General features: G+C 63.9%; 22 protein-coding genes and 1 pseudogene. 13 read left to right on the top strand and 10 right to left on the bottom strand.

Annotated features, from left to right (window positions below; all coding sequences use genetic code 11):
• Positions 1 to 25: 25 nt before the first annotated feature.
• On the top strand, positions 26 to 997 hold the full coding sequence (locus tag IAG25_RS12795; protein WP_187605183.1) for an alpha/beta fold hydrolase: 972 nt from the start codon (positions 26 to 28) through the stop codon (positions 995 to 997).
• A 55-nt stretch (positions 998 to 1,052) separates the two neighbouring features.
• Positions 1,053 to 2,012 (top strand): glutathione S-transferase family protein, encoded by a 960-nt coding sequence (locus IAG25_RS12790; RefSeq protein ID WP_187605182.1) that lies wholly within the window; start codon positions 1,053 to 1,055, stop codon positions 2,010 to 2,012.
• Here IAG25_RS12790 and IAG25_RS12785 read toward each other — a convergent pair.
• Both IAG25_RS12785 and IAG25_RS12780 read right to left on the bottom strand, forming a co-directional pair.
• Positions 2,009 to 2,860, bottom strand: coding sequence for a 3-hydroxybutyryl-CoA dehydrogenase (locus IAG25_RS12785; RefSeq protein WP_029672402.1), 852 nt, complete (start codon positions 2,858 to 2,860; stop codon positions 2,009 to 2,011). The genes IAG25_RS12790 and IAG25_RS12785 overlap by 4 nt on opposite strands.
• Positions 2,861 to 2,975: 115 nt before the next feature.
• Positions 2,976 to 3,455 carry a 2,4'-dihydroxyacetophenone dioxygenase family protein gene (locus IAG25_RS12780; RefSeq protein ID WP_187605181.1) on the bottom strand — a complete coding sequence of 160 codons (480 nt, stop codon included), beginning with the start codon at positions 3,453 to 3,455 and terminating at the stop codon, positions 2,976 to 2,978.
• A gap of 135 nt (positions 3,456 to 3,590) precedes the next feature.
• Here IAG25_RS12780 and IAG25_RS12775 point away from each other — a divergent pair, with 135 nt between their 5' ends.
• From IAG25_RS12775 to IAG25_RS12740, 8 genes and pseudogenes are all read left to right on the top strand, one after another.
• Positions 3,591 to 4,517 (top strand): ABC transporter ATP-binding protein, encoded by a 927-nt coding sequence (locus IAG25_RS12775; RefSeq protein ID WP_187605180.1) that lies wholly within the window; start codon positions 3,591 to 3,593, stop codon positions 4,515 to 4,517.
• The gene (locus IAG25_RS12770; RefSeq protein ID WP_029672399.1) at positions 4,514 to 5,275 is read left to right on the top strand and encodes an ABC transporter permease; all 762 of its coding nucleotides are present in this window, start codon (positions 4,514 to 4,516) and stop codon (positions 5,273 to 5,275) included. Before IAG25_RS12775 ends, IAG25_RS12770 begins: the two co-directional genes overlap by 4 nt.
• A gap of 44 nt (positions 5,276 to 5,319) precedes the next feature.
• Positions 5,320 to 5,802: a peptide-methionine (R)-S-oxide reductase MsrB gene (msrB, locus tag IAG25_RS12765; protein ID WP_187605179.1), complete on the top strand. Its 483-nt coding sequence runs from the start codon at positions 5,320 to 5,322 to the stop codon at positions 5,800 to 5,802.
• A gap of 37 nt (positions 5,803 to 5,839) precedes the next feature.
• On the top strand, positions 5,840 to 6,421 hold the full coding sequence (locus IAG25_RS12760) for a hydrolase (protein ID WP_187605178.1): 582 nt from the start codon (positions 5,840 to 5,842) through the stop codon (positions 6,419 to 6,421).
• A 63-nt stretch (positions 6,422 to 6,484) separates the two neighbouring features.
• Positions 6,485 to 7,534 (top strand): patatin-like phospholipase family protein, encoded by a 1,050-nt coding sequence (locus tag IAG25_RS12755; protein WP_187605177.1) that lies wholly within the window; start codon positions 6,485 to 6,487, stop codon positions 7,532 to 7,534.
• Positions 7,535 to 8,309: 775 nt separating this feature from the next.
• Positions 8,310 to 9,614, top strand: coding sequence for a hypothetical protein (locus IAG25_RS12750; RefSeq protein WP_187605176.1), 1,305 nt, complete (start codon positions 8,310 to 8,312; stop codon positions 9,612 to 9,614).
• Positions 9,615 to 9,847: 233 nt separating this feature from the next.
• A pseudogene (locus IAG25_RS12745) lies at positions 9,848 to 9,952 on the top strand (IS481 family transposase); the annotation flags it as partial.
• 54 nt (positions 9,953 to 10,006) lie between these two features.
• Entirely contained in the window at positions 10,007 to 10,171 is a 165-nt protein-coding gene (locus IAG25_RS12740; RefSeq protein WP_187605175.1) for a hypothetical protein, read from the top strand.
• On the opposite strand, the gene IAG25_RS12735 is transcribed toward IAG25_RS12740, so the two are convergent.
• The 3 genes from IAG25_RS12735 to gabT all read right to left on the bottom strand — a co-directional run bounded on the left by IAG25_RS12735 (position 10,134) and on the right by gabT (position 15,012).
• Complete coding sequence (locus tag IAG25_RS12735) at positions 10,134 to 11,297, bottom strand: metallophosphoesterase (RefSeq protein WP_187605174.1); 1,164 nt, start codon at positions 11,295 to 11,297, stop codon at positions 10,134 to 10,136. The genes IAG25_RS12740 and IAG25_RS12735 overlap by 38 nt on opposite strands.
• Positions 11,298 to 11,487: 190 nt before the next feature.
• On the bottom strand, positions 11,488 to 12,948 hold the full coding sequence (locus tag IAG25_RS12730) for an NAD-dependent succinate-semialdehyde dehydrogenase (protein ID WP_187605173.1): 1,461 nt from the start codon (positions 12,946 to 12,948) through the stop codon (positions 11,488 to 11,490).
• A gap of 723 nt (positions 12,949 to 13,671) precedes the next feature.
• Positions 13,672 to 15,012, bottom strand: a complete 1,341-nt coding sequence (gene gabT / locus IAG25_RS12725; RefSeq protein WP_187605172.1) for a 4-aminobutyrate--2-oxoglutarate transaminase — start codon at positions 15,010 to 15,012, stop codon at positions 13,672 to 13,674.
• Positions 15,013 to 15,097: 85 nt separating this feature from the next.
• Between gabT and pdxR the strand changes: the two genes are divergently transcribed.
• Together pdxR and IAG25_RS12715 are read left to right on the top strand one after the other, a co-directional pair.
• Entirely contained in the window at positions 15,098 to 16,585 is a 1,488-nt protein-coding gene (gene pdxR / locus IAG25_RS12720) for a MocR-like pyridoxine biosynthesis transcription factor PdxR (RefSeq protein WP_187605171.1), read from the top strand.
• A 134-nt stretch (positions 16,586 to 16,719) separates the two neighbouring features.
• Entirely contained in the window at positions 16,720 to 17,913 is a 1,194-nt protein-coding gene (locus IAG25_RS12715; protein WP_187605170.1) for a M20 aminoacylase family protein, read from the top strand.
• Between the two features lie 9 nt (positions 17,914 to 17,922).
• On the opposite strand, the gene IAG25_RS12710 is transcribed toward IAG25_RS12715, so the two are convergent.
• The 5 genes from IAG25_RS12710 to IAG25_RS12690 all read right to left on the bottom strand — a co-directional run bounded on the left by IAG25_RS12710 (position 17,923) and on the right by IAG25_RS12690 (position 22,819).
• Positions 17,923 to 19,464, bottom strand: a complete 1,542-nt coding sequence (locus IAG25_RS12710) for a methyl-accepting chemotaxis protein (protein ID WP_187605607.1) — start codon at positions 19,462 to 19,464, stop codon at positions 17,923 to 17,925.
• A gap of 118 nt (positions 19,465 to 19,582) precedes the next feature.
• On the bottom strand, positions 19,583 to 19,744 hold the full coding sequence (locus tag IAG25_RS12705) for a hypothetical protein (RefSeq protein WP_187605169.1): 162 nt from the start codon (positions 19,742 to 19,744) through the stop codon (positions 19,583 to 19,585).
• 26 nt (positions 19,745 to 19,770) lie between these two features.
• A complete protein-coding gene (locus IAG25_RS12700) occupies positions 19,771 to 20,379 on the bottom strand; it encodes a glycosyltransferase family 9 protein (protein WP_187605168.1) in 609 nt (202 codons plus the stop codon).
• Positions 20,380 to 20,705: 326 nt separating this feature from the next.
• Positions 20,706 to 21,200, bottom strand: a complete 495-nt coding sequence (locus IAG25_RS12695) for a hypothetical protein (protein WP_187605167.1) — start codon at positions 21,198 to 21,200, stop codon at positions 20,706 to 20,708.
• Positions 21,201 to 21,319: 119 nt separating this feature from the next.
• Complete coding sequence (locus IAG25_RS12690) at positions 21,320 to 22,819, bottom strand: UdgX family uracil-DNA binding protein (protein ID WP_187605166.1); 1,500 nt, start codon at positions 22,817 to 22,819, stop codon at positions 21,320 to 21,322.
• A 199-nt stretch (positions 22,820 to 23,018) separates the two neighbouring features.
• Here IAG25_RS12690 and IAG25_RS12685 point away from each other — a divergent pair, with 199 nt between their 5' ends.
• On the top strand, positions 23,019 to 23,729 hold the full coding sequence (locus IAG25_RS12685) for a glycosyltransferase (RefSeq protein WP_187605165.1): 711 nt from the start codon (positions 23,019 to 23,021) through the stop codon (positions 23,727 to 23,729).
• The last annotated feature ends 1 nt before the right edge of the window (position 23,730 follow it).

The raw sequence follows: 23,730 nt of genomic DNA, 5'->3' as shown, positions 1-23,730 counted from the left end.
ACCCAACCTTCGATGGAGCTGAACGATGAACGCCTTCCTTCACACGATGCGCCGCGCCGCCAGCGTGCTTCTGGCCGCCGCCGCCCTGCAACCGGCCGCGCATGCCGCGAACACGCCGCGCGCTCCCCAGCCCGCCGCCGCCGCGAGCGCGATCCAGTCCCGCACGATCGATGCGAACGGCGTCGACATTCACTATCTGCAAGCCGGACAGGGCGACGCGACGCCCGTCGTGCTGCTGCACGGCTATACGGAAACCAGCCGCATGTGGCAGCCGCTGATGACGCGTCTCGCGGGCGAGCGCGTCGTGATCGCGCCCGATCTGCCGGGCGCGGGCGGCTCGGCGATGCCGTCGTCCGGCTATGACAAGAAAACGCTCGCGCAAGACATCCACGCGATGGTCCAAAAGCTCGGCTATCGCAAGGTGAAGCTCGTCGGGCACGACATCGGCCTGATGGTCGCTTATGCGTACGCGGCGCAATATCCCGACGAAGTGGAGAGCATCGTGCTGATGGACGCGTTCCTGCCCGGCGTCGGCGACTGGCAGAAAGTCTGGCTCCTGCGCGACAAATGGCACTTCAATTTCTACGGCGACACGCCGGAGAAACTCGTGCACGGCCGCGAGCGCGTCTTCTTCGAGCACTTCTGGAACGACTTCGCCGCCGATGCCGCGCATTCGGTGAGCGAGGCCGATCGCCGTTACTATTCGGCCCAATACGCGCGCAACGGCCGCATGCGCGCGGGCTTCGAGTATTTCCATGCGTTCCCGCAGGACGCGAACGATTTCGCCGACTTCGCCAAGACGCCGCTCGCGATGCCGATGCTCGTGCTCACCGGCGAACGCGCGTCGGGCACGTTCCTGATCGATCAGGCGAAGCTCGTCGCGACGAACGTGCAGGGCGTGGTCGTGCCGGGCGCGGGCCACTGGCTGATGGAAGAAGCGCCGGACGCGACGATGGCGCAACTCGTGCGTTTCATCGACGCGCCTTCATCCAACTGAGATGCATCGAGGCCGTGGCGCGTGTCTTGCGCCGCGGCATTCAAGGAGAATGGAAATGGGACTTCTCGTCGACGGAAAATGGCAGGACAAATGGTACGAAACGGCGTCCACGGGCGGGCGCTTCGTGCGCAAGGACGCTGCGTTTCGCAACTGGGTGAAGGCCGATGGCGCGCCGGGGCCGAGCGGCGAGGGCGGCTTCAAGGCCGAAGCCGGGCGCTATCACCTGTATGTGAGCCTCGCGTGCCCGTGGGCGCATCGCACGCTCATCGTGCGCGCGCTGAAGGGGCTGGAAGGGATGATCGACGTATCGGTCGTGAACTGGCTGATGCTGGAAAACGGCTGGACTTTCGACGACGCTCCGGGCGTCGTGCCCGACAGAATCAACGGCGCGCGCTATCTGCATCAGGTCTACACGGCAGCCGATCCGCGTTACAGCGGCCGCGTGACCGTGCCGATCCTGTGGGACAAGGTGCGCGGGACGATCGTCAACAACGAGTCGTCGGAGATCATCCGGATGCTGAATGCCGCGTTCGATGGCATCGGCGCGAAACCGGGCGATTACTATCCGCGCGAGCTGCGGGAAGAGATCGACGCGCTCAACGCGCGCATCTACGACACGGTCAATAACGGCGTCTACAAGGCGGGCTTCGCGACGACGCAAGCCGCCTACGAGGAAGCGGTGACGCCGCTCTTCGACACGCTCGATTTTCTCGAAGAGCGCCTGAGCACGCGCCGCTATCTGACGGGCGAGCGTTTCACCGAAGCGGACATTCGCCTATTCACGACGCTCGTGCGCTTCGACGCGGTGTATGTCGGCCACTTCAAGTGCAATCTGCGGCGCATCGTGGATTATCCGCATCTCTCGAAGTACGCGCGCGAGATTTACCGGATGCCGGGCGTCGCGGCGACGGTGAACTTCGAGCACATCAAGCGGCATTACTACGAGAGCCATCGGACGATCAATCCAACGGGCATCGTGCCCGCCGGACCGGTGCTCGATTTCGACGCGGCCTAGTCGTATCGATAGACGCCGCGCTTCGTCTTGCGCCCGAGACGCCCCGCCGACACGAGCTCGCGCAACAGCGGACACGCGCGGTATTTCGAATCGCCGAAGTCCTTGAGGAACACGTCCATCACCGAGAGGCAGACGTCCAGGCCGATCAGGTCCGCGAGCGCGAGCGGGCCGATCGGATGATTCGCGCCGAGCTTCATGCCCGCGTCGATTTCCTCCGCGCTCGCAACGCCTTCATAGAGCACGAAGAACGCTTCGTTGATCATCGGCACGAGAATGCGGTTGACGACGAAGCCCGGCGAGTTGCGCACGCCGATCGGCGATTTGTCGAGCTTCTCGGTGAGTTCGCGCACGGCGGCGGCGGTTTCATCGCTCGTCTGCACGCCGCGAATCACTTCGACGAGCTGCAGCAGCGGCACCGGATTGAAGAAGTGCATGCCGATGAAGCGCTCGGGCGTGGCGAGCGTCGCGGCGAGCGAGGTGATCGAGATCGACGACGTGTTCGACGCGATGATCGCATCCGCGCGGGCCGCCCCTTCGATCTGCTTCAGGATGCGGTTCTTGAGCTCGACGTTCTCCGTTGCTGCTTCGATCACGATATCGGCTTCGGAGAGGCGCGCGTAATCGGTGGAGGTCTCGATGCGCTGCAACGCCGCGTCGCGCGCGGAGGCTTCCAGCTTGTCCTTCGACACGAGCCGCTCGAGGCTGCCCGTGAGCGCGGCGACGCCCTTCGCGAGTGCCGCGTCGGTGACGTCGATCAGCACGACCTTGAAGCCCGCGACGGCCGCGACCTGCGCGATGCCGTTGCCCATGGTTCCCGCACCGACGATGCCGACGGTCTGAATCTTCATGCTTTTGCTTCTCCTCGATCTGCGCCGGCCGAGAGCGGCCGGCAAACTGGAAAGGGTCGAAAGCGCGCGAGGCGCGTCCAGACATCGATTCTAACCAGTGGCGGAGACCCCGACGTTACCCGAAAGCCGTCAAATCTTTCGGGGCGATGCCGTTTGCATGACAGAAGGCAGCGTAACGGTCCCAGCCGCTCTTCCAGTTCTCAGCGGCGAGGACCTGTCCGTCGTCGTTCACGAAGAGCAGTTCGCCCTGAATGATGTTGAGCGTGACGATGTCCGCGCCGCCCGAATCCGCGGCAAGCGCTTCCGGCGTGTGGCTCGACCCCGCCGTCTCGTACACGATGCTTCCCGGCCCCGCGATCCAGTCGTGCTCGCGATACTTCCAGCGCCCCTCGACCGTATAGACGATGACGGTTCCCGTATGCCGATGCCGTGGCATCTGGCCTTTCGCCGGCGCCTTCATGAGCGCGATGACCTCGCCGCGAATCGGATCCAGCTTGAAATACTTGATGAGCACGCGCGCGCTGTACGGCGTGAATGGCACCCACGGCAGGTCCGCGTCGTTGAGACATGTGGTCTGAATCTGTTCGAACAGCATGATGTCGGCTCCCGTTAGTCGGCTCCTGTTACTCAGCAGTGCATTGTAGGCAGCGCAGGGCCGGGCGAACATCGGCCGAACGGACGACCCCTTTCGTCCAAGCCGGATCGCGCCGTATCTGCTATCGTCCACGCCATGCCAACCATCATCACCGTTTCCAATCTGTCCAAGACCTACGGGTCGGGCTTCCGCGCGCTCCGGGACGTGAATCTGGAGATCCGTCGCGGCGAAATTTTTGCGCTGCTCGGCCCGAACGGGGCGGGCAAGACGACGCTCATCAGCACCATCTGCGGCATCGTCAATCCGAGCGAGGGCAAGGTCACCGTCGCGGGTCACGATATCGACACGGACTATCGCGCCGCCCGCGCGATGATCGGCCTCGTTCCGCAGGAACTCACCACCGACGCGTTCGAGACCGTCTGGGCGACCGTGTCGTTCAGCCGGGGCCTCTTCGGCCGGCCGAAGAATCCGGCGCATGTCGAGAAGGTGTTGAAATCGCTCTCGCTATGGGCGAAGAAGGACAACAAGATCATGACGCTCTCGGGCGGCATGAAGCGGCGCGTGCTGATCGCGAAGGCGCTCGCGCACGAGCCCGAGATTCTCTTTCTCGACGAGCCCACGGCCGGCGTCGATGTGGAACTGCGGCGCGACATGTGGGACCTCGTGCGCGGACTGCAGAACAACGGCGTGACCATCATCCTCACGACGCATTACATCGAGGAAGCGGAGGAGATGGCGGACCGCATCGGCGTGATCAATCGCGGCGAGATCGTGCTGGTCGAGGAGAAGCGCGAGCTCATGCGCAAGCTCGGGCAGAAGAAGCTCACGCTGCAGCTCGAACAGCCGCTCGCGCAAATACCCGCGCCGCTCGAGCCTTACGGCCTCGCGCGCTCCGCGGACGGCGGCGAGCTCACGTACACGTATGACGCGCACGACGAGCCGGGGCGCATCATCGCGCTGTTGCGCCACGTCGACGAAGCCGGCGTGCGTTTCAAGGATCTGCAAACGACGCAAAGCTCGCTCGAAGACATCTTCGTGAGTCTCGTCAGGGAAACCAAATGAATCTATACGCCGTTCGCGCGATCTACCGTTTCGAGATGGCGCGCGCCGGGCGTACGCTGATGCAGAGCATCGTGTCGCCCGTGATTTCGACATCGCTTTATTTCGTCGTGTTCGGGGCGGCCATCGGCTCGCGCATTCCGGAAGTCGATGGCATCAGCTACGGCGCGTTCATCGTGCCGGGGCTCGTGATGCTGTCGCTGCTTACGCAAAGCATCGCCAACGCGTCCTTCGGCATCTATTTTCCGAAGTTCACGGGCACGATCTACGAACTGCTGTCCGCGCCGGTGTCGCACTTCGAGCTCGTCCTGAGCTACGTGGGCGCGGCCGCGACCAAATCCGTCATCCTCGGACTGATCATTCTTCTTACCGCACGATTATTCGTGCCGCTCAGAATCGATCATCCTGTCTGGATGATCGTATTTTTGCTGCTCACGTCCGTGACGTTCAGCCTGCTCGGGTTCATCATCGGCATCTGGGCGGACGGCTTCGAGAAGTTGCAGATCATTCCGCTGCTGATCGTGACGCCGCTCACGTTTCTCGGCGGCAGCTTTTATTCGATCAATATCCTGCCGCCGTTCTGGAAGGCCGTTGCGCTCTTCAATCCGGTCGTCTATCTGATCAGCGGTTTTCGCTGGAGCTTTTACGGTCTCGCCGATGTCCAAGTCGGCGTGAGCTTCGGCATGACGCTGGTGTTCCTTGCGGTATTCATCGCGATCGTCGCGTGGATCTTCAGGACGGGATACCGGCTCAAATCGTAGCGCGACGCCGGCTGGGCGGATGAAAGCATGAGAGCGGTCATCGGATGAAAATCATGAGACGCACGAAGCGCAATTTTCTCGGTGTGATGGCCGCCGCCTTCGCTGGCGGCGCGGGCTCTTCGGCGCCCGCCCGGTCGTACGAGATCGATCACAGCAGCGCGGACTGGCGCCGCCGTCTCTCGTCCGAGCAATTCCGAGTGCTGAGGCGCGGCGGCACCGAGCCGCCGTTCGCGAGCCCGCTGCTCAAGGAGCGTCGCGAGGGCACGTATGCGTGCGCGGGATGCGGGCTCGCACTGTTCTCGTCGGCGACGAAGTTCGACAGCGGCACCGGCTGGCCGAGTTTCTGGAAGCCCGTCGATGGCGCCGTCGCGACGCACGCGGATGCGACGGGACACATGCGCAACGAGGTGCATTGCCGGCGTTGCGGCGGACATCTCGGCCACGTCTTCGACGACGGACCGAAGCCCACGGGCCTGCGCTACTGCATGAACGGCGCGGCGCTCGAATTCCGGCAACAAGAAGCCTGAGATCGCGCACTCATCCACCTTACTCGCGACTTTCCAAATGAACGCTTCCGAACTCAAGCTCGATCCCGCGACAACCGCGCTCGTGCTGATCGATCTGCAGGCGGGCATCGCCGCCTTGCCCGTGCAACCTCACGACGCCGCGAGCGTGCTCGCCAACGCGCGTGCGCTCGCCGATCGCTTTCGCGTGCTCGGCGCGCCGGTCGTGCTGGTCAAGGTGGCGTTTCCGAACGGGCCGGGCGGTCTGCGTCCACTCACCGACGCGGGACAGGCGCAGGAAGCGCCGGAGCCGGCGGGCTGGAGCGAGCTCAGCGCGGAACTGGACGTGCAGCCGTCCGATATCGTCGTCACCAAGCGGCAGTGGGGCGCGTTCTACAACACCGATCTCGACTCGCATCTGCGCCGGCGCGGCATCGATACGATCGTGCTGGGCGGCATCGCGACGGCCATCGGCGTGGATTCGACCGCGCGCGGCGCGCACGAGCGGGGTTATCAGCAGATATTCGTCGAGGACGCGATGAGCGATTTGCACGCCGACACGCACGAATCGACCTGCCGCTATATCTTTCCGCGCATCGGCCGCATTCGTTCGACGCAGCAGGTGCTGGCGGCGCTGGCATAGCGGCGCGCGTCGCCTATCCTGTAGCGTACGTCCGATGTCGACGGACGCGAGCGAGGTGCGGTGATGGCGGCCATTCCGAAAGTAGCGATCGCGTGTCAGGGCGGCGGCAGCCATGCGGCGTTCGCCGCGGGTGTGCTCGACCGGTTGCTGAGCGGCGAGTTTCTCAACAGGTTCGAGCTCGTCGCGCTGTCCGGCACGTCGGGCGGCGCGATGTGCAGCGCGCTCGTGTGGGCAGGCCTCTTGCTCGGCGGACCTCCCGACGCGAGGCGGCGCCTCGCCGGTTTCTGGAAGGATCTGGAGGCGCGCGAGGGGCCGGATATCGTCGCGAATGCGGTCGGGACCTGGTACGCGCGGCTGCCCGTCAACGCGGAAATCAGCCCGTATCTCTATCCGCCGGTTGCGGAAGAGCGCCTGCGCGAACTGCTCGACAAGCATCTGCCGTTCGCTTCGCTGCCGGCGGACCCGAAGCGACGCGCGCAGCCCACGCTTCTCGTCGGCGCGACCGACGTGCGCACGGGCGATCGCGTGATCTTTCCCGGCGACAAGCTCGATCAGGATCAACTCGTTGCATCCGCCGCGGTGCCGCCGTTGTATCGCGCGGTCGAGGCCGACGGACGCATGTGCTGGGACGGCCTTTTCAGCAGCAATCCGCCGGTGCGCGAGTTCACCGATTTCGCGCTCGACATGCGCCCCGACGAGATCTGGGTCGTGCAGATCAACCCGCAATATCGTCGCGAGTTGCCTGAATCGACTAACGAGATCATCGACCGACGCAACGAGCTGTCCGGCAATCTCGCGCTGGGGCAGGAGCTTTACTTCACGACGCGCGTGAACGAACTGCTGAAAGCCGACAAATCGCTGGAGAAGCGCTATAAGCCGATCACGGTTCGCGTCGTGCAGATGCATCTCGACGCCAGGGATTATCCGGGGCCGCTCGACTATGCATCGAAGCTCGATCGCAATCCGGCGCTGATTCATGCGCTGATCCGCAAGGGACGCGAGCGCGCGGAATGGTTTTTCGATGAACGCTCCGACTGGCCGAGGGAAGGCACGGCCCCGCACAAGAGCGTCTATGCGACGACGCCAGCGGCGATGTCGGCGAAGGCGAGCTGAACGTTCGCAGTCCGTGATATTGCGGTGATTAAGAGAAGTCTTGTGGTTATTGCGTCGGTGTTCTCTTATTTTGTAGACACTCGCTGGCGGGGCCCGCCTGCCGGTTCGAGAGCGTCCGGTCATCCCCGTGTTCGGGCGCGACGCTCTTCCCTGAGCGGTGGACGCGCGGTGCGATTGTGCCGCGCGTCTTTTTTTGGATGTTTCGCAGATGCTCGAGGGGAGCGATTGTGGATAGGTTTCAGTTGGCCGACGGGAGATCGTTGCCGCTAAGCAGTGTTGGATGTTCGCGGGTCGGAATAGTCAGAACGGGATACTAAAGACGCGAGGAAAGATGATAGCTTTTCGGTCTTAGCGGACGTTCGCCGAGATTCACTTTAAGGTCAGTAGCGTCGCGGGGTTGCGGACGTTGGCGGGGCCGAGGGATGAGAGGCGCGACTTGCATCGACGAACTACACTTGCGTCCCGTTGCGGCCACTCCGACGGGTATTCGCGAGTGACCGCTTTTTTGGGGCTTAGCCAGAATAATCATTCACGTGACGACGCCACAGCAGCTTCAAGGACTTGTATGGTCATTTGCGGCGACGCGATTCCCGGCTTGTCGCCCATACCGCCTGAACCTTGTGGAAGGGTCTCCGTGCAGTGAAGGTGACAAAGATCCCCTGGCGGACGAATAGAATCTTCTGGCAAACTTTGAATTTAATCAAAACGTGGGTATCGCGTGATCCGGAACGATCATAAAAGAACGGATACACATTAAGTCTTCGGGGATGTCGCTGTGACAACTTTAATCGTCGCGATCGTGCTGATCGCCCTCGCCGCTGTCTTTCTTGCTTACAAGGCTGGACAGACGCGAGGTACTCAACGTAGTGAGTCTTCCACCATTGCCGCTGCTCCTGTCAAGCTTGCGCCAGTTGACGCTGATCCGATCTCTGTACAGCCGATGCACGAGGTTTTTCACAACGTCGAACTCGTTGATTCAGAGGGCGCCGTCGTGATGGACGTCGAGCAAATGCCGGGCATACCATTTACCGCACGACGTCTCGATTCGTCGAGCGACGAAGTCAACAGACTGGGCCAGCTTGCGTCCGATTTTCTGGAAGCGGGAGTCAGCATCCCAGGCAAGACCATACGACTGGTCTTCAAGCCTGAAATTGCGCAAGGCCTGAAAGACGGAACCTATACGCTCATGCGGACAACGTCCGGAGAGGTTCTAGCTGACGCCGTCAATAAGACCGGGCAGGTGGCGGGGAAAGGACGGGTTGTGCAGGCGGGCTCGGCCCGTCAACTGGCCGTAGGGGCATTCCAGCTCGTCAGTATCGCGGTAGCCCAGGCCCATCTTGCGGATATCGAGCGCAGCCTTGGAAAAATCAAGAGCGGCATATCGGAGCTTATCGACAGGCTTGAAACCACGGATCGAACCAGCATTTCTGGCACCATTGCCTATTTAAGCGAAATCGCACAACACATGAAGGGTCTGCGGCGACCCATCGAAATATCGAGCGAAAAGTCTCATCAGATTGAAAGCATCAATCACATGGGCTTTGAGTGGCGAGACAAAGTTCAGGGCGACCTCGCTGATTTGACGCGGCGGATCAGAGGGCTTACGGACAAGGATACGTTCGGCACAGGGAACACGCACAAGGAACTTCTGGATCTGGTGCAGAAAATTCAGCCGCTGCTTGTGCGTTATGGCCTTCTATTGCAACTGGTCGCAGTGACGAACATGATTGTTACTTACCTTGATCCTGCAGGACGCAAATATACGCGTATGCGCCCTCAAGTCGAGGAGTGGATCAAACTGGTCGATATATTTCGCAGCGAAGCCGTTGAGAAGGCCGATGCGCTACTTCGGAAGTCTCGCTTTACGAGCGACGAGCTACTGGACTATCGCAGGACGGAAATTCATCGTCTCGTAAATGAATGGGTGGTGGAGGCAAAACTTCAGACATCGAACTTTGTCGGGCTCATGCAGGAACTGGATCAAAGCACACGGCAGCTCACGCACGGCGACGGTGAAGTGAGCCTAGCATTGATGTATGACAACGATGGTGTGGTTCGGGATGCTGCATTCGTCCAGTGAAGAGGTCGAAGCCGCACATCGGCGGCGGATTCAACCGATCGATGCAATTGCAGTGGACTCGACTAAATCTGACAGTGGTTGGTTTCTCATGCTGGCGCGCAGTGCCGCGGAGGGCGTAGCTCATAGCGGCAATGCGAGCCGCGAACAGCAAGGAGGCTGCCACGACTCAGGAACAAAAGGTCATCCGTGGCAAGGTTAGTCCGAATGTCCAGGCTACTGAGGAATGCAGGGAATTCTACGTTGAATCGCTCAAGGGGGACCGCATCTATCAGCAGACCTTTGTTGACACCTACTCGAAGGTGGCATTCGCGAAGCTCTACGATCGCAAGACGCCTCTGGAGCCTGTCATAGATTCTGTGTTCAAGGCATAACATGCACGGAAAGGAGCATGTATGCCACGCAAACCGAAAGCAGTGGCTGAGTTGAGGGATCTGCCGACGATTCCCGAAGAGCTGATCGAACGGTCAACAAGCGCCATTCCTCAAGAATCCGTGAAGAAGCTTTTTTATCCCGCCGATGTCATGCAGTCGTCGACGCCACCAGCCGCACCAGCGTAATCTCCGACGGCGCCCCCAGCCTCTTCGGCGGCCCCCAATACCCCGTACCCCGGCTCGTATAAACCCACAGCCCGTTGAACTTCACAAGTCCGGAAACAAACGGCTGCTGCAATCGCACAAAGAAATTCCACGGCAGGAACTGCCCGCCATGCGTGTGTCCCGAAAGCTGTAGCGTAAAACCCGCTTCGGCCGCCGCCGTGGCACTGCGCGGCTGGTGTGCGAGCAGCACGCGCACGGTGGCATCGTCGGGTGCGCCGCTGATCGCCTTTGCGGGATCGCTGCGATGCGCGGGATCGAAACTGCCCGCGCCGTAATCCGTGACGCCCGCGACCACGGCCTGCGCGCCGTCGTGATTCAGTACGACATGCTGATTGAGCAGCACCGTCAGACCCAGGCGCCGGAATTCCGCAATCCACTTGTCCGCGCCCGAGTAGTACTCGTGATTCCCGGTCACGAGAAACGTCCCGTGCCGCGCGCTCAGGCCCGCGAGCGGGCGTGTGTGATCGGCGAGATTCGGCACCGTGCCGTCGACGACATCGCCCGTCACGGCGATCAGATCCGGTTCGAGTCCGTTCACAGCCGCGACGATGCGTTCCACATAGTGACGCTTGATCGTCGGTCCGACGTGGATGTCGCTGATCTGCGCGATCGTGAAACCGTCGAGCGCGGCCGGCAGATTATCGATGGGCACATCCACGCTCACGACCGGCGCGCGCCGCCGCGCATTGTAAAAGCCGATCGCCGAGAAGAGCACGGCCAGGAGCGGCACGACGAGCGCGCTATAGGCCACGAACACCGGCGATCCGACGGGCACGCCGCGCAACCAGTCGACGAGATGCACGAAGAACAGAATCACGTCGCGAGCGAATGTCAATAAAAGCAGCGACGAGAAGAGGCCCAGCGCGGTCAACCCGAGCCATGCGAGGCGATCCGCGAGCGACTGCGGTTCGATCTGCCGTGCCGCCATGCCGAGCGGAATGACGATGACCGAAACCGCGAGCAGAATCGCCGCCAGCACCTTGAGCGGCAGACCGACGGGCGCGTCCGGGATGAGCCGCACGCCGACATAGATATGAAACAGAACGCCGATGCCGATGAAGCGGAGAAAGAATGCCGAGCGTCGCATAGCGCTCCTGGAGGGATCGAAGAAGCGGCGGGAAGACGGGCGCTGCACGCCCGTGCGGGATATGGAGCCGATTCTAACGGTTCGACGCCGCGCATGCCTTTGACGATTCGGTCTTTCGGCGAACCGGAAACAAAAAAGCCCCGGCACACGAGTGCCGAGGCTTTTCGGATTTCACAGGCGCGACGCGCGATCAAACCGCCATGCAGAGGTACTTGATGACGACGTAATCGTCGATACCGTAGTGCGAGCCTTCGCGCCCGAGTCCCGACTGCTTGACGCCGCCGAACGGCGCCACTTCGTTCGAGATCAGGCCGGTGTTGATGCCCACCATGCCGTATTCGAGCGCTTCGGCCACGCGCCAGATGCGGCCGATATCGCGGCTGTAGAAGTACGCCGCGAGACCGAACTCGGTGTCGTTGGCGAGGCGCACGACTTCATCGTCGGACGAGAATTTGAAGATCGGCGCGAGTGGGCCGAAGGTTTCCTCTTTCGCGACTTTCATGTCGGTCGTGACGCCGGTCAGCACGGTCGGCTCGAAGAAACCGTGACCGAGCGCGTGACGCTTGCCGCCCGTGGCGAGCGCGGCGCCTTTCGCGAGCGCGTCGTCGATATGCGACTCCACTTTCTGCACGGCCGCTTCGTTGATGAGCGGACCGAGCGCCACGCCGCTCTCGGTGCCGAGCCCGACCTTGAGGCCGCCGACCGCTGCCGCCAGCTTTTGCGCGAACGCATCGTAGACGCGCTCGTGCACGTAGAAGCGATTCGTACACACGCAGGTCTGCCCGCTGTTGCGATATTTCGATGCAATCGCGCCTTCCACGGCGGCGTCGAGATCGGCGTCGTCGAACACGATGAACGGTGCGTTGCCACCGAGTTCCAGCGTCACTTTCTTGACCGTCGGCGCGCTTTGCGCCATCAGCAAGCGGCCCACGCCGGTCGAGCCGGTGAACGAGAGCTTGCGCACGATCGGGTTGCTCGTCATTTCGCCGCCGATCGCCTTCGGATCGCCGGTGAGGATGTTGAGCACGCCCTTCGGCAGGCCTGCGCGCTCGGCGAGCACGGCCATCGCGAACGCGGAGAAGGGCGTTGCTTCGGCGGGCTTCACGACGATCGGGCAGCCAGCCGCGAGCGCCGGGCCGACCTTGCGCGTGATCATCGCGGCCGGGAAGTTCCACGGCGTGATGGCGGCGCAAACGCCGATCGGTTCCTTCGTCACGACGATGCGCTTGTCGGCGGCGGGCGTCGCGAGCGTATCGCCGGCCACGCGCTTGCCTTCCTCCGCGAACCATTCGATGAACGAGGCAGCATACGTGATTTCGCCTTTTGCCTCGGCGAGCGGCTTGCCTTGCTCGGTCGTGAGGATGAGCGCGAGATCGTCGGCGTTCGCCATCATCAGGTCGAACCAGCGGCGCAGGATGACGGCGCGTTCTTTTGCGGTCTTCTTGCGCCATGCCGGCCACGCGGCGTTGGCTGCATCGATGGCGCGGCGCGTTTCGTTCGCGCCCATCTTTGGTACTGCGCCGAGGGATTCGCCGTTGGCGGGGTTCGTGACTTCGAAGGTTTCGCCGTTGTCCGATTGCTGCCATTCACCGTCGATGTAGGCGGTGTGACGCAGCAGCGTCGGGTCTTTCAGTTGGTCTTTCAAGCTCATGTCTTTGCTGTTCCTTTTTGGGGCTTCTCTATTGTCGCTGGATCCCGTATTCGCGTCGGTCTATTAGCACTGCCCCTGTGCGGGGCGGCAGTCACTTTCTTTGCTGCTGCAAAGAAAGTAACCAAAGAAAGCAGCTCGTTGAGGCCCGCGGTCACACGCAGTTTGGCCATGCTTGCCAGCCGTCAATGGCCCTCGCCTAAGTGTCGCCCTCGAAGGCCCAATCGGGCTTGGCTCGCGCACGGTCTGACACATCGCACTGCTTCACTGACTGGTTCAGCACCAAATAGCTCCGGCCTGCTTCGCGGCCGACCGGTCAATCGGGTTTGCGCACGCTTCTTCGCTGGTGTCCCTTGCATACCCAACGGCAGCGCGTAGCGCTGTGCCGAAGCTATTTCGTGCTGAACCAGCGCGCTCGAACTACTGGCTCGTCAGACCGTGCGCGATCCAAGCCGGATAGGGCCTTTGAGGGCGACACTTAGGCGAGTGCCACGGGCGGCTGGCAAGCGTGACCAAACTGCGTGTGACTGCGGGCGGTGAGAAGCTGCTTTCTTTGGTTACTTTCTTTGCAGCAGCAAAGAAAGTGACCCCCGCCCCGGGGAGGGGCAGTGCCAATAGACCACCGCGAAATCAGGATTCCACAAAATCCGAAGCAACAAACAAACGAAAAAATATACACCGCGAGGCACCGGAAGAACCCGCGCCTCGCGCATAAAAAACCAAACGTTAGACCGCAGCGCCGACAGTCTCCGTCAGCACCTCTTCAAGAATCCCGATAGCCTCATCGAAAACCTCTTCCTGAATGGTGAGCGGAAACAGGAACCGAACAACGTTCGAATAAACCCCGCAAACAAGCAGCAACAACCCGCGCTCCAGCGCGCGCGTCTGCACGAGCTTGGCGAAAGCCGCGTCCGCATCATGCGAACCGGGCTTGCAGAACTCGACGGCGATCATCGCGCCGGGCCCTCGCACATCGGCGATTTGCGGCACATCGGCCTTGAGCGCTTCGAGCTTCGCTTTGAGCTTGTCGCCGAGCACGGTCGCGCGCTCGCAGAGCTTTTCATCGTCGATGATATCGAGCACCGCGTGCGCCGCCGCCACCGCGAGCGGATTGCCCGCATACGTGCCGCCCAGCCCGCCGGGCGCCGCCGCATCCATGATCTCCGCGCGTCCGACGACGCCCGACAGCGGCATGCCGCCCGCGAGCGACTTCGCGATCGTCATCAGATCCGGCACGACGCCATGATGCTCCATCGCGAAGAGCTTGCCGGTGCGCGCAAAGCCGGTCTGCACTTCATCGGCGATGAGCAGAATGCCGTGCTCGTCGCAAATCTTGCGCAGGCCGCGCACGAAATCCGCCGGCGCCGCATTGAAACCGCCTTCGCCCTGCACCGGCTCGAAGATGATCGCGGCGACGCGCGTCGCTTCGATATCCGCCTTGAACAGATGCTCGATCGCGCGCAGCGAATCCGCGACCGACACGCCGTGCAGCGCATTCGGGAACGGCGCGTGATAGACGTCCGACGGGAACGGCCCGAAGCCGATCTTGTACGGCGCGACCTTGCCGGTGAGCGCCATGCCCATTAGCGTGCGGCCGTGGAAGCCGCCCGTGAAGGCGATCACGCCAGGACGGCCCGTCGCCGCGCGCGCGATCTTCACCGCGTTCTCGACGGCTTCCGCGCCGGTCGTGAAAAACGCCGTCTTCTTCGCGTGCGAGCCCGGCGCGCGGGCGCTGATCTTCTCTGCGAGCGACACATACGACTCGTACGGCACGATCTGATACGCGGTGTGCGTGAAGCAGTCGAGCTGCGCGCGGATCGCCTCGACGATCTTCGGATGACGATGCCCCGTGTTGCACACCGCGATGCCCGCCGCGAAATCGATGAAACGACGGCCCTCGACATCCCACAGTTCCGCATTCTCGGCGCGCGCCGCGTAGAAATCGCACATCACGCCCACGCCGCGCGGGGTCGCGGCATTCTTGCGGGCGTGCAGGTCGGCGTTCTTGAGGTTGGTGCTCACAGGGAAATCTCCTTCGCGCGAGGGCGCATGTCGTGGTGGCCGCATCGGCCGACTGAATTCAAAGACGACTATAGTAAGATTTGGCCCTTAAGTTCAGAGCCATTTCAATAAATCTATAGGAGCCAATCCGATGTCCACCCGTGCGAGCGTGCTTTCCGACTGGCTGGCGCAGCGCATCGACCGCACGAACGGCCAGCCGATCTACCGGCAACTGCATCGGCTCCTGCAGCAGGCGATCCTGACGCGCGAGCTCGCGGCGGGCGCGAAAGTGCCGTCGTCGCGGCTGCTCGCGACCGAACTGGGCGTCGGGCGCAATACCGTGACGCAGGTTTACGAGCAGCTCGCGCTCGAAGGCTACGTTTCATCGGCGACGGGACGCGGCACGTTCGTCGCGGACAGCGCGCCCGATGAAATCGTCTTCGACGACGCGCCGCCCGCGGCCATCGTTCCCGCCGATACGCAATCGACACTCTCCACGCGCGGCGCGCGGCTGATTTCGGGCGCGGGCGTGTCGAAACGCCAGGGCGGCGCGTTCATGCCGGGCGTGCCGGACGTGTCGCGCTTTCCGTCGCGCGTGTGGAACCGGCTGCACGCGAAATACTGGCGCAAGCCGCTGCCCGACCTGCTCACCTACGCGCCCGGCGGCGGACATACGGGGTTACGCCACGCGCTTGCGCACTATCTGCGCACGTCGCGCTCGGTGCGCTGCACGCCAGAGCAGATCGTCGTGACGACGGGCATTCATCAGTCGATCGACCTCGCCGCGCGTCTGCTCGCCGATTCGGGCGACACGATCTGGACCGAAGATCCGTGCTACTGGGGCGTGCGCAGCGTGTTGCAGGTGTCGGGGCTCGATCTGAAGGCAATTCCCGTCGATGCCGAGGGCATCGCGCCGACGCCCGACGATCTCGCGTCGCCACCGAGGCTGATTCTCGTCACGCCGTCGCACCAGTATCCGCTCGGCATGGTGATGAGCCTCGCGCGCCGCCGCATGCTGCTCGAATACGCGCGCCAGCACCGCTGCTGGATCATCGAGGACGATTACGACAGCGAGTTCCGCTACGGCAGCCGGCCGCTCGCGTCGCTGCAGGGCATGGACCCGGCGGGGCAGGTGATCTATGTCGGGAGCTTTGGCAAGACGCTGTTTCCGGGGCTGCGCATCGGCTATGTCGTCGTGCCGGAAGCGCTCGCGGACAGTTTCGCGACGGCGAGCGCCGAGCTTTATCGCGAAGGGCAGCTATTGCAGCAGGCGGTGCTCGCGGAGTTCATCGAACAGGGCCATTTCACTTCGCATATTCGACGGATGCGCGCGCTCTACGGCCAGCGCCGCGATGTGATGCTCGCGACGATTGCCGGGCGCTACGGTAACGCGCTGGCGATCGCCGGCGGCGATGCGGGGCTGCATCTTGTATTGAAACTGCCTCAGGATGTCGATGATCGCGCGGTTGCTGCTGCGGCGCTCGCTGAGGATATTGTTGTGCGGCCGCTGTCGGGGTACTACGCGCGTCGGCCGGATGCGGAATCGGGGTTGCTGATTGGTTATGCGTGTGTGCCGGATGAGGAGATTGGGCCGGCTTTTGCGAAACTTGCGGGGGTGATCGACCGGTTTTTGCGCTAGAACCCGGTCGAAACTTCACGATTGGCTTTCGTCCACCCAAAAAAATCGCTCAGGGAACTGGAAAGCGCGGCCCATGTGGAGGATCATGTGCGCCGTTTTCCACGTATCCGCATCACCTCAGCAAAGGCTCCCCCATGACGACTCCCTCCAACCCCCACTTCACCGTCATCGCCGATCTCTCCGAGGACGCACCCTCGCTGCGCGAAATTCGCCACGACATCCACCGTCATCCGGAGCTGTCCTACGAGGAGACGCGCACCGCGGCGCTCGTCGCGGACCGGCTGGAAGAGTGGGGCTGGCAGGTGACGCGTGGTATCGGCGGCACGGGCGTCGTCGGTACGTTGAAAGCGGGCGACGGCACGAAGAGCATCGGCCTGCGCGCCGACATGGACGCGCTGCCGATCATCGAACAGACCGGCAAGCCCTACGCGAGCGAAACGCACGGCAAGATGCACGCGTGCGGCCACGACGGCCACACGACGATGCTGCTCGGCGCCGCACGTCATCTCGCGCGCACGCGGCGCTTCAACGGCACGGCGCATCTGTATTTTCAGCCGGCGGAAGAGCACGGCGTGCCGAGCGGCGCGCAGAAGATGATCGCGGAAGGCCTGTTCGAGCGCTTTCATTGCGACGCCGTATTCGGCGTGCACAACCATCCCGGCGCGCAGCCCGGCACGTTCCTGTTCCGCAAGGGGCCGTTCATGGCGGCGGGCGATCAGGTGTCGATCGCGATCGAAGGCGTCGGCGGGCACGCGGCGCGGCCGCATCTCTCCGTCGATCCAGTCGTCGTGACGGCGAGCATCGTGATGGCGCTGCAGACGATCGTCGCGCGCAATGTCGATCCGGCGCAGCCCGCTGTCGTCACTGTCGGTTCGATGCACGCCGGCACGGTGAACAACGTCATCCCCAGCCGCGCGACGCTCGAACTCTCGGTGCGCTCGTTCGATCCGAAAATACGCGAACTGCTGAAGCGGCGCATCAAGGAACTGGTCGAATCGCAGGCCGCGAGCTACGGCGCGACGGCGACGGTGAAGTATCTGGAAGGCTATCCGGTCGTCGTCAATTCGGACGCGGAAACGGAGTTCGCGATTCAGGTCGCGCGCGAACTGGTCGGCGAACAAAACGTCGTCGCGCACGCGGATCTGCTGATGGGCAGCGAGGATTTCGCGTTCATGCTGCAGCAGCGGCCGGGCTCGTTTCTGCGCCTGGGCAACGGTGCGGGCGAGGACGGCTGCATGGTCCACAACCCGCACTACGATTTCAACGACAAGAATCTGCCGGTCGGCGCTGCGTACTGGGCGCGGCTCGTCGAACGATTCCTCGCGTGATCGAAAGCCTTACGCCGGCAGCCTGAAACTCCCGATCGCCTCGCGCAGCACATCCACCTGATCCTTCAGCGAATGCGCTGCGGCGGCTGCCTCTTCGACGAGAGCGGCGTTCTGCTGCGTCACCTGATCCATCTCGACGACCGCGCGGTTCACCTGCTCGATGCCCGCGCTCTGCTCGTGCGACGCGTGGCTGATCTCGTCGAGAATCTCGTTCACGCGGCGCACCGATTGCACGATCTCGGTCATCGTCGCGCCCGCGTTCGTCACGAGCGACGCGCCTTGCTGCACCGTCTGCGTCGATGTCTCGATGAGCGCCTTGATCTCCTTCGCCGCCGTCGCCGAGCGCTGCGCGAGGCTGCGCACTTCGGCCGCCACGACCGCGAAGCCGCGTCCCTGTTCGCCCGCGCGCGCTGCTTCGACGGCCGCATTGAGCGCAAGAATGTTCGTCTGGAACGCGATGCCGTCGATCACGCCGATGATGTCGCCGATCTGCTGCGAGCTCGCGGTGATGCGCGTCATCGTGTCGATCACGTCATCGACGACGCCGCTGCCGCGCGTCGCCACATCCGCCGCCTGCTCCGCGAGCCGGGCCGCCTGCGCCGCGCTTTCCGCGTTGTTCTTCACGTTGGCGGTCATCTGGTCCATGCTCGACGCCGTCTGCACGAGCGCCGCCGCCTGCTCCTCGGTGCGCTGCGACAGATCGGTATTGCCCGCCGCGATCTCGGACGCGCCCACGTTGATGTTCTCGGTGCCGTTGCGCACGCGTGAAACCGTCTCGACGAGACCGCGCTGCATCGTGTTGAGCGCGTGCAGGAGACTCGTCGTGTCGTTCGGGTGAATGTCGACGGTGCTCGTCAGGTCGCCGCGCGCGATACGGTGCGCCGCGCCGACCGCCAGTTCCAGCTCGCCGCCCAGATTGCGTTTGATGCTGCGCAGGACGATCAGCATCGCGGCCGTCGCGATGCCGCCGAGGACCGCCGTGATCGCGAGCCAGCGCAGCGCGCTCGCCCAGAACGCGCTCTGCACGTCGTCCATGTACATGCCGGTGACGAGATACCAGTCCCACGGCGCGAAGCGCTGCGCATAGGAGAGTTTGCCGACCGGCTTGTCGCTGCCGGGCTTCGGCCACAGATAACTGATGAAGCCGCCGCCTTGCTGATCGCCCGCCTTCACGATATCGACGAACAGGCGATTGCCCGCCGGATCGGTATAAGTCGAGAGATCCTTGCCGTTCATGGCGGGCTTGATTGGATGCATCACCATCGTCGGATGCGAATCGTTGATCGACAGATAGCCGTCCGTGCCGTAACGGATCGCGCCGACCACCTCGAGCGCGCGCTTCTTTGCTTCCTCTTCGGTGAGCGTCTTGTCGGCGGCAAGCGCGGCGTAGTGCGCCGTGACGGCGTACGCCTCGTTGACGAGGGTCTTCAACTGCTCCTTGCGGTCATCGATCATCGACGTCCGGTTTTGCCACGCCCCGATGATCCCGATCGCGATCAGGCCGATCCACAGCACGGCGATCAGCGAGCCGAGCTTCTTGTTCAACGTCATTCTGTTCATGTTGCCCCGTCGCCTCTTTGCGTTGTCTGGTGCGACGGCGCATGCCGCCGCATGCCCGCTTTACGGCAGGCAAAGGCGGCGGATGTAGGGCGGGGATTACCCGTAGCTTTTAGAAACGGCGGATCGGGTCCTTGTCGGGCGGCGCGTCGGGATGCTGCGGCTCGTCCGGGCGATGACCCGGCGAAGGCGGCGTGAGCGGATCGGCTTCCGGATCGCGGTTCGGGTCCGCGATGGGATCCGGAACGGGACTGGTCTGCATATCGAATTTCATGATGTTCCCCGCAAGGTGGAGCGGCGCTACACGGACTCGTGCGGCGCCGGCATGTGCAGCGTGAACGGCTCGCCCGGATGCGCGCCGCCGGTGTTCGAGAGCGCGGCGCGGGCGCGGGCGACGATCGCGTCGCTGCCGGTGTCGCGCGGATGCTCGTCGAGCACGATATGCGGCGTGCCGAGCGCGCGCGCCGTGGCGACGGGCGATGACGCGGCGGCGTCGTCGGAGACGAGCAGGCGCGCGTTGGCGATCAGGCGCGGCAGCGCGGCCGGCGCGACGGCGCCCGCGAGAAAGAGCGCGGCCGTCTGCATCGCGCCGAGGACGCCCGCGGTGCGCTCGGGATCGGGCGCGTCCCCGACGATCGCGATCTGCCAGCCATCGGCGGCAAGCTGGTCGGCGACATCGGCGTAACGTTGCGCGGGCCACACGGGCGCGGCGTGGTGGCTGCCCGGATGAATCAGCACCAGGCGCTCGCGCTCGATGCCGTGGAATGCGGCGAGCTCGTCGTAAGCGCCGGCTTCGTCGCGATCGGCGGCGGGCGGCGTGGCGTGTGCGCATGGCGTCGCGCCCGGCTCGTCGGGGACGAGCGCGGTCGCGAGGTCGTCGCTCAACGTCGAAAGGGGATTGGCTCGCATCCTGGCTCCTGCAATTGGCGTGGGCCTCGTTCGATTTCCGCAAATCCGCGGGGGCGGGCGCTTGGCAAGCACCCGCCATGCCCGGGGCGTGTCGGCGCGTCCTGCCTGAGAAGATGCCTGAGAAGCGCGGGCGGCGGACACAGATTGCGTCCGCAACCGTGACAGTTTGATCGCCGGTTGCGGCATCTGTCACGTATTGAAGGAGGCGCAGCGACGCTCGTCAAGGCGCGAGGTTGGCAGGGTCGATGTAAAAAAGCCGCCGCCTCGCGATGGCGAGGCGGCGGCTTTTGTGCTGCTTTCGTGGACTAGCGCGGCGCGCGGCGCGCTCAGGTTTCCGCGTTGCCGTCGTCGGCGGGCAGGGTCTTCGGCGTGAACGCTTCGGCGCGGCGACGGATATGGTCGACTTCGCCGGTCACGAACGTGCGCTGGTCGGCGGCGAGCGCCTGCTGATACGACGTGCCTTCCGGCACCCGATGCAGCAGCGCGCGCAATTCGCCTTGCGTCGTCTGCTCGACGGGTTCGTAGTCGTACAGGCCGAGTTCGAGTTCGGCGCGTTCATGCAGGATGAACAGGCACGACGCGAACACCGCGACGCCGAGCACTTCCTGCACGCCGAAGCGGAATTCGTGCGGCACCGGCGAGAACGGCAGCCACGCGATGAGCGCGACGCCCGCGAGCGCCACCGCGATGGTCACGTTCAGCAGGATTTGCAGACGCGCGATGATGCGCTCGCGTTCGGTCTTCAGTTGCCCGGCGGTTTTCGGCACGAGCGCGACGAGAGATTGTTGACGGCGGAGTTCTTCGAGCGGGAGAGCGGCCATGGAGGTTGTCGTCGGTCCATCAGTGAGCGCCAAAGCGGCGCGACACCGGTATAACGCGCGGCTTACAGGAACGTTGACGGCGCTTTCTTCTTGTTTCGCCCTGTTTCTTCCTGTTGCATTTAGCGCGTCCGGCTGGCGACCGGCGTGCGGATGGTCGCGGTGCCTTCCGCGATCTGCCGCGCGAAGACGAGCGCTTCGACGATCGTCCCGAAAACTTCCGCGCGCACCTTGTCGTCGGTGAGGCGCATCAGATACGACGGGTGATAGGTCGGCACGATGATATGCCCCTTGTGCTCGATGGTCTTGCCGAGATATTCGGACAGCGCCGTGCGATGTCCCGTCAGCGCCTTGAGCGCTGTAGCCCCGAGCGCGACGACGACCTTCGGCGCGATGCGTCTCAGCTCTTCCTCCAGCCAGTAGCGGCAGGCCTCGCGTTCGCGCTGCGCGGGCGCGAGATGCGCGCGCTCCTCGCCGTGCGCCTCCCATTTGAAGTGCTTCACCGCGTTCGTCAGATAGAGCGATTCGCGGGCAAGCGCGGCCTCGGCGAGCACTTCGTCGAGCAGCTTGCCCGCCGGACCGACGAACGGCGTGCCTTCACGATCTTCCTGATCGCCCGGCTGCTCGCCGACCAGCATCACGCGCGCATCGGCGGGGCCGACGCCCGGCACGGGCTGCGTCGCGTTGCGCCAGAGCGCACAGCGCCTGCACGCGTCGAGCGACGGCGGCTCCGTCAGCAGCGTGCCCTTGATCGGCTCCAGATCCGTGTTGATGGTCACGTCCATCTCGGGCGGCACGTTGCGCGGATGGCGGTCGCGCCGCGAGTAAGGATCGGCGCGGGAGATCAGCGCGGGATCGGTGCGCGCGTTCGCCGGGCTTTTCCAGTAGCGCACCGGCATATGTGACGCCATTTCGGCGGCGTTCGCCTGCGCGGGCGCGAAAGTGCTCTCGTAGTACGCGAGCCAGAGCGCCTCGATGGCGTCGCCGCTCACCGCCTCGCCGCTCATCGCGGTGTCGCCGAAGTCCATCGGCTTTTCCTCCGGCTCGCTCGTGCGGTCCACGCGCAGCAGCGCGCCGTCCCAGAAGGCGGCGCCGTGCGGCGTGGCGATCATCCACGTGGCGTTGCCCATGCGGGTTGCGAAATGCATCGCGGCGTGCTCCAGCAGGTCGTGCTCCGGCTCGAACCAGCTGATGAACTCGGGCGGCCCGAGCGAGGAATCGCGATGCCGGAAGCGCAGCTTGTTGCGCATCTCGCGCTCCTCGGCTTCGACCGATTCGATCATCCGCCGCAGCCGAAGACCGTCCTCGTCATCCGCCGATGCGATCGCGCGATCGCCCTGCGTCCAGCGCCACAGCGCCTTGTAGAGAAACGGCCAGCGATCCGGCGCGCGGTAGCACGCCGCCGTTTCGAGCATGGCGAGGAATTCGCGCGCGACCCTGACCGGCTTCTTCGCGTTCGGGTCCACCGAGCCGGGCGCGGGCGGATAAATGGAGCCGAACACCGTGGCCGAGGCATCGGTTTCGCGCCATTGCACGTCCGCGGGCTGCGCGCCCTCCATGAGGAGCGTGCGCGCTTCGGTACGCCAGGAAGCGAACGACGGATCGATGGTGACGCATTTCATCGGCGGGCGGAATCAGAAAAGTACTGTATATCCATACAGTGATTCTAACGACGCCGACTGGCTTCCGGCAACTATTTGGCGACGATCGTGCCCTTTCACGCCCGGTGTGGCGGGCGCTGAATCATGGGAACGGTCATTGCTGAAATTCATCCATCGCGGCGTTCGATTGCCTGCGGACACATTCACACACGGAGCCGACATGCTTGCCATCGTCATTCCCGCTCACAACGAAGCCGCGCATATCGGCGCGTGCGTGGCGGCTGCGCGTCGCGCGGCGGATCATCATCAATTGCTCGGCGAGGCGACGCGCGTGATCGTCGTCGCCGACAGTTGCGTCGACGAAACCGCCGGCATCGCGCGGGCGATGGGCGCGGAGGTGTCGTGCATCGACGCGCGCAACGTCGGCTTGGCGCGCGCGCATGGCGCGGAGCGGGCGCTGGCGCTCGGCGCGCGCTGGCTCGCATTCACCGACGCCGACACGACCGTCGCCGAAGACTGGCTCGTGCGCCAGCTCGACTGCTGCGCGGACGTGGTGTGCGGCGTGATCGGCGTGCACGACTGGTCGCCGCATCTCGGCGCGGTGCGCGAACATTTCGGGCGCACCTACACCGACGCGGACGGGCATCGGCATATTCACGGCGCAAATCTGGGCGTGTCGGCGAGGGCGTATGTGCAGGCGGGCGGGTTCGCCCCGCTGGAATCGAGCGAGGACGTGGCGCTCGTCGAGGCGTTGATGGCGATCGGCGCGAATATCGAATGGAGCGCATCGCCGCGCGTGGTGACGAGCGCGAGAACAGATTTTCGGGCGAAGAAAGGATTCGGCGCGACGCTGCTCGAAGTCGGCAAGCGTTATCTGCCGATTGGCAGCGACGATGCGGATTCAGCAGATTCCGTGGCGATTGCGGCGTGAC

Origin of the sequence: Caballeronia sp. EK, from assembly GCF_014384845.1 — a bacterium.
In the GTDB taxonomy this organism is placed as follows: domain Bacteria; phylum Pseudomonadota; class Gammaproteobacteria; order Burkholderiales; family Burkholderiaceae; genus Caballeronia; species Caballeronia jiangsuensis.
Note: the sequence above shows the minus strand (reverse complement) of the source record. Positions and strands in the feature narration are given on the sequence as shown.

Coding starts and splice junctions, on each gene's coding strand:
- IAG25_RS12755 (WP_187605177.1), top strand. CDS start 6,485: ATGGCGGCCATTCCGAAAGTAGCGATCGCGTGTCAGGGCGGCGGCAGC.
- IAG25_RS12710 (WP_187605607.1), bottom strand. CDS start 19,464: ATGACGTTGAACAAGAAGCTCGGCTCGCTGATCGCCGTGCTGTGGATC.
- IAG25_RS12695 (WP_187605167.1), bottom strand. CDS start 21,200: ATGGCCGCTCTCCCGCTCGAAGAACTCCGCCGTCAACAATCTCTCGTC.
- IAG25_RS12795 (WP_187605183.1), top strand. CDS start 26: ATGAACGCCTTCCTTCACACGATGCGCCGCGCCGCCAGCGTGCTTCTG.
- IAG25_RS12775 (WP_187605180.1), top strand. CDS start 3,591: ATGCCAACCATCATCACCGTTTCCAATCTGTCCAAGACCTACGGGTCG.
- IAG25_RS12785 (WP_029672402.1), bottom strand. CDS start 2,860: ATGAAGATTCAGACCGTCGGCATCGTCGGTGCGGGAACCATGGGCAAC.
- pdxR (WP_187605171.1), top strand. CDS start 15,098: ATGTCCACCCGTGCGAGCGTGCTTTCCGACTGGCTGGCGCAGCGCATC.
- msrB (WP_187605179.1), top strand. CDS start 5,320: ATGAAAATCATGAGACGCACGAAGCGCAATTTTCTCGGTGTGATGGCC.
- IAG25_RS12770 (WP_029672399.1), top strand. CDS start 4,514: ATGAATCTATACGCCGTTCGCGCGATCTACCGTTTCGAGATGGCGCGC.
- IAG25_RS12685 (WP_187605165.1), top strand. CDS start 23,019: ATGCTTGCCATCGTCATTCCCGCTCACAACGAAGCCGCGCATATCGGC.
- IAG25_RS12715 (WP_187605170.1), top strand. CDS start 16,720: ATGACGACTCCCTCCAACCCCCACTTCACCGTCATCGCCGATCTCTCC.
- IAG25_RS12780 (WP_187605181.1), bottom strand. CDS start 3,455: ATGCTGTTCGAACAGATTCAGACCACATGTCTCAACGACGCGGACCTG.
- gabT (WP_187605172.1), bottom strand. CDS start 15,012: ATGCGGCCACCACGACATGCGCCCTCGCGCGAAGGAGATTTCCCTGTG.
- IAG25_RS12730 (WP_187605173.1), bottom strand. CDS start 12,948: ATGAGCTTGAAAGACCAACTGAAAGACCCGACGCTGCTGCGTCACACC.
- IAG25_RS12705 (WP_187605169.1), bottom strand. CDS start 19,744: ATGAAATTCGATATGCAGACCAGTCCCGTTCCGGATCCCATCGCGGAC.
- IAG25_RS12690 (WP_187605166.1), bottom strand. CDS start 22,819: ATGAAATGCGTCACCATCGATCCGTCGTTCGCTTCCTGGCGTACCGAA.
- IAG25_RS12760 (WP_187605178.1), top strand. CDS start 5,840: ATGAACGCTTCCGAACTCAAGCTCGATCCCGCGACAACCGCGCTCGTG.
- IAG25_RS12700 (WP_187605168.1), bottom strand. CDS start 20,379: ATGCGAGCCAATCCCCTTTCGACGTTGAGCGACGACCTCGCGACCGCG.
- IAG25_RS12740 (WP_187605175.1), top strand. CDS start 10,007: ATGCCACGCAAACCGAAAGCAGTGGCTGAGTTGAGGGATCTGCCGACG.
- IAG25_RS12735 (WP_187605174.1), bottom strand. CDS start 11,297: ATGCGACGCTCGGCATTCTTTCTCCGCTTCATCGGCATCGGCGTTCTG.
- IAG25_RS12790 (WP_187605182.1), top strand. CDS start 1,053: ATGGGACTTCTCGTCGACGGAAAATGGCAGGACAAATGGTACGAAACG.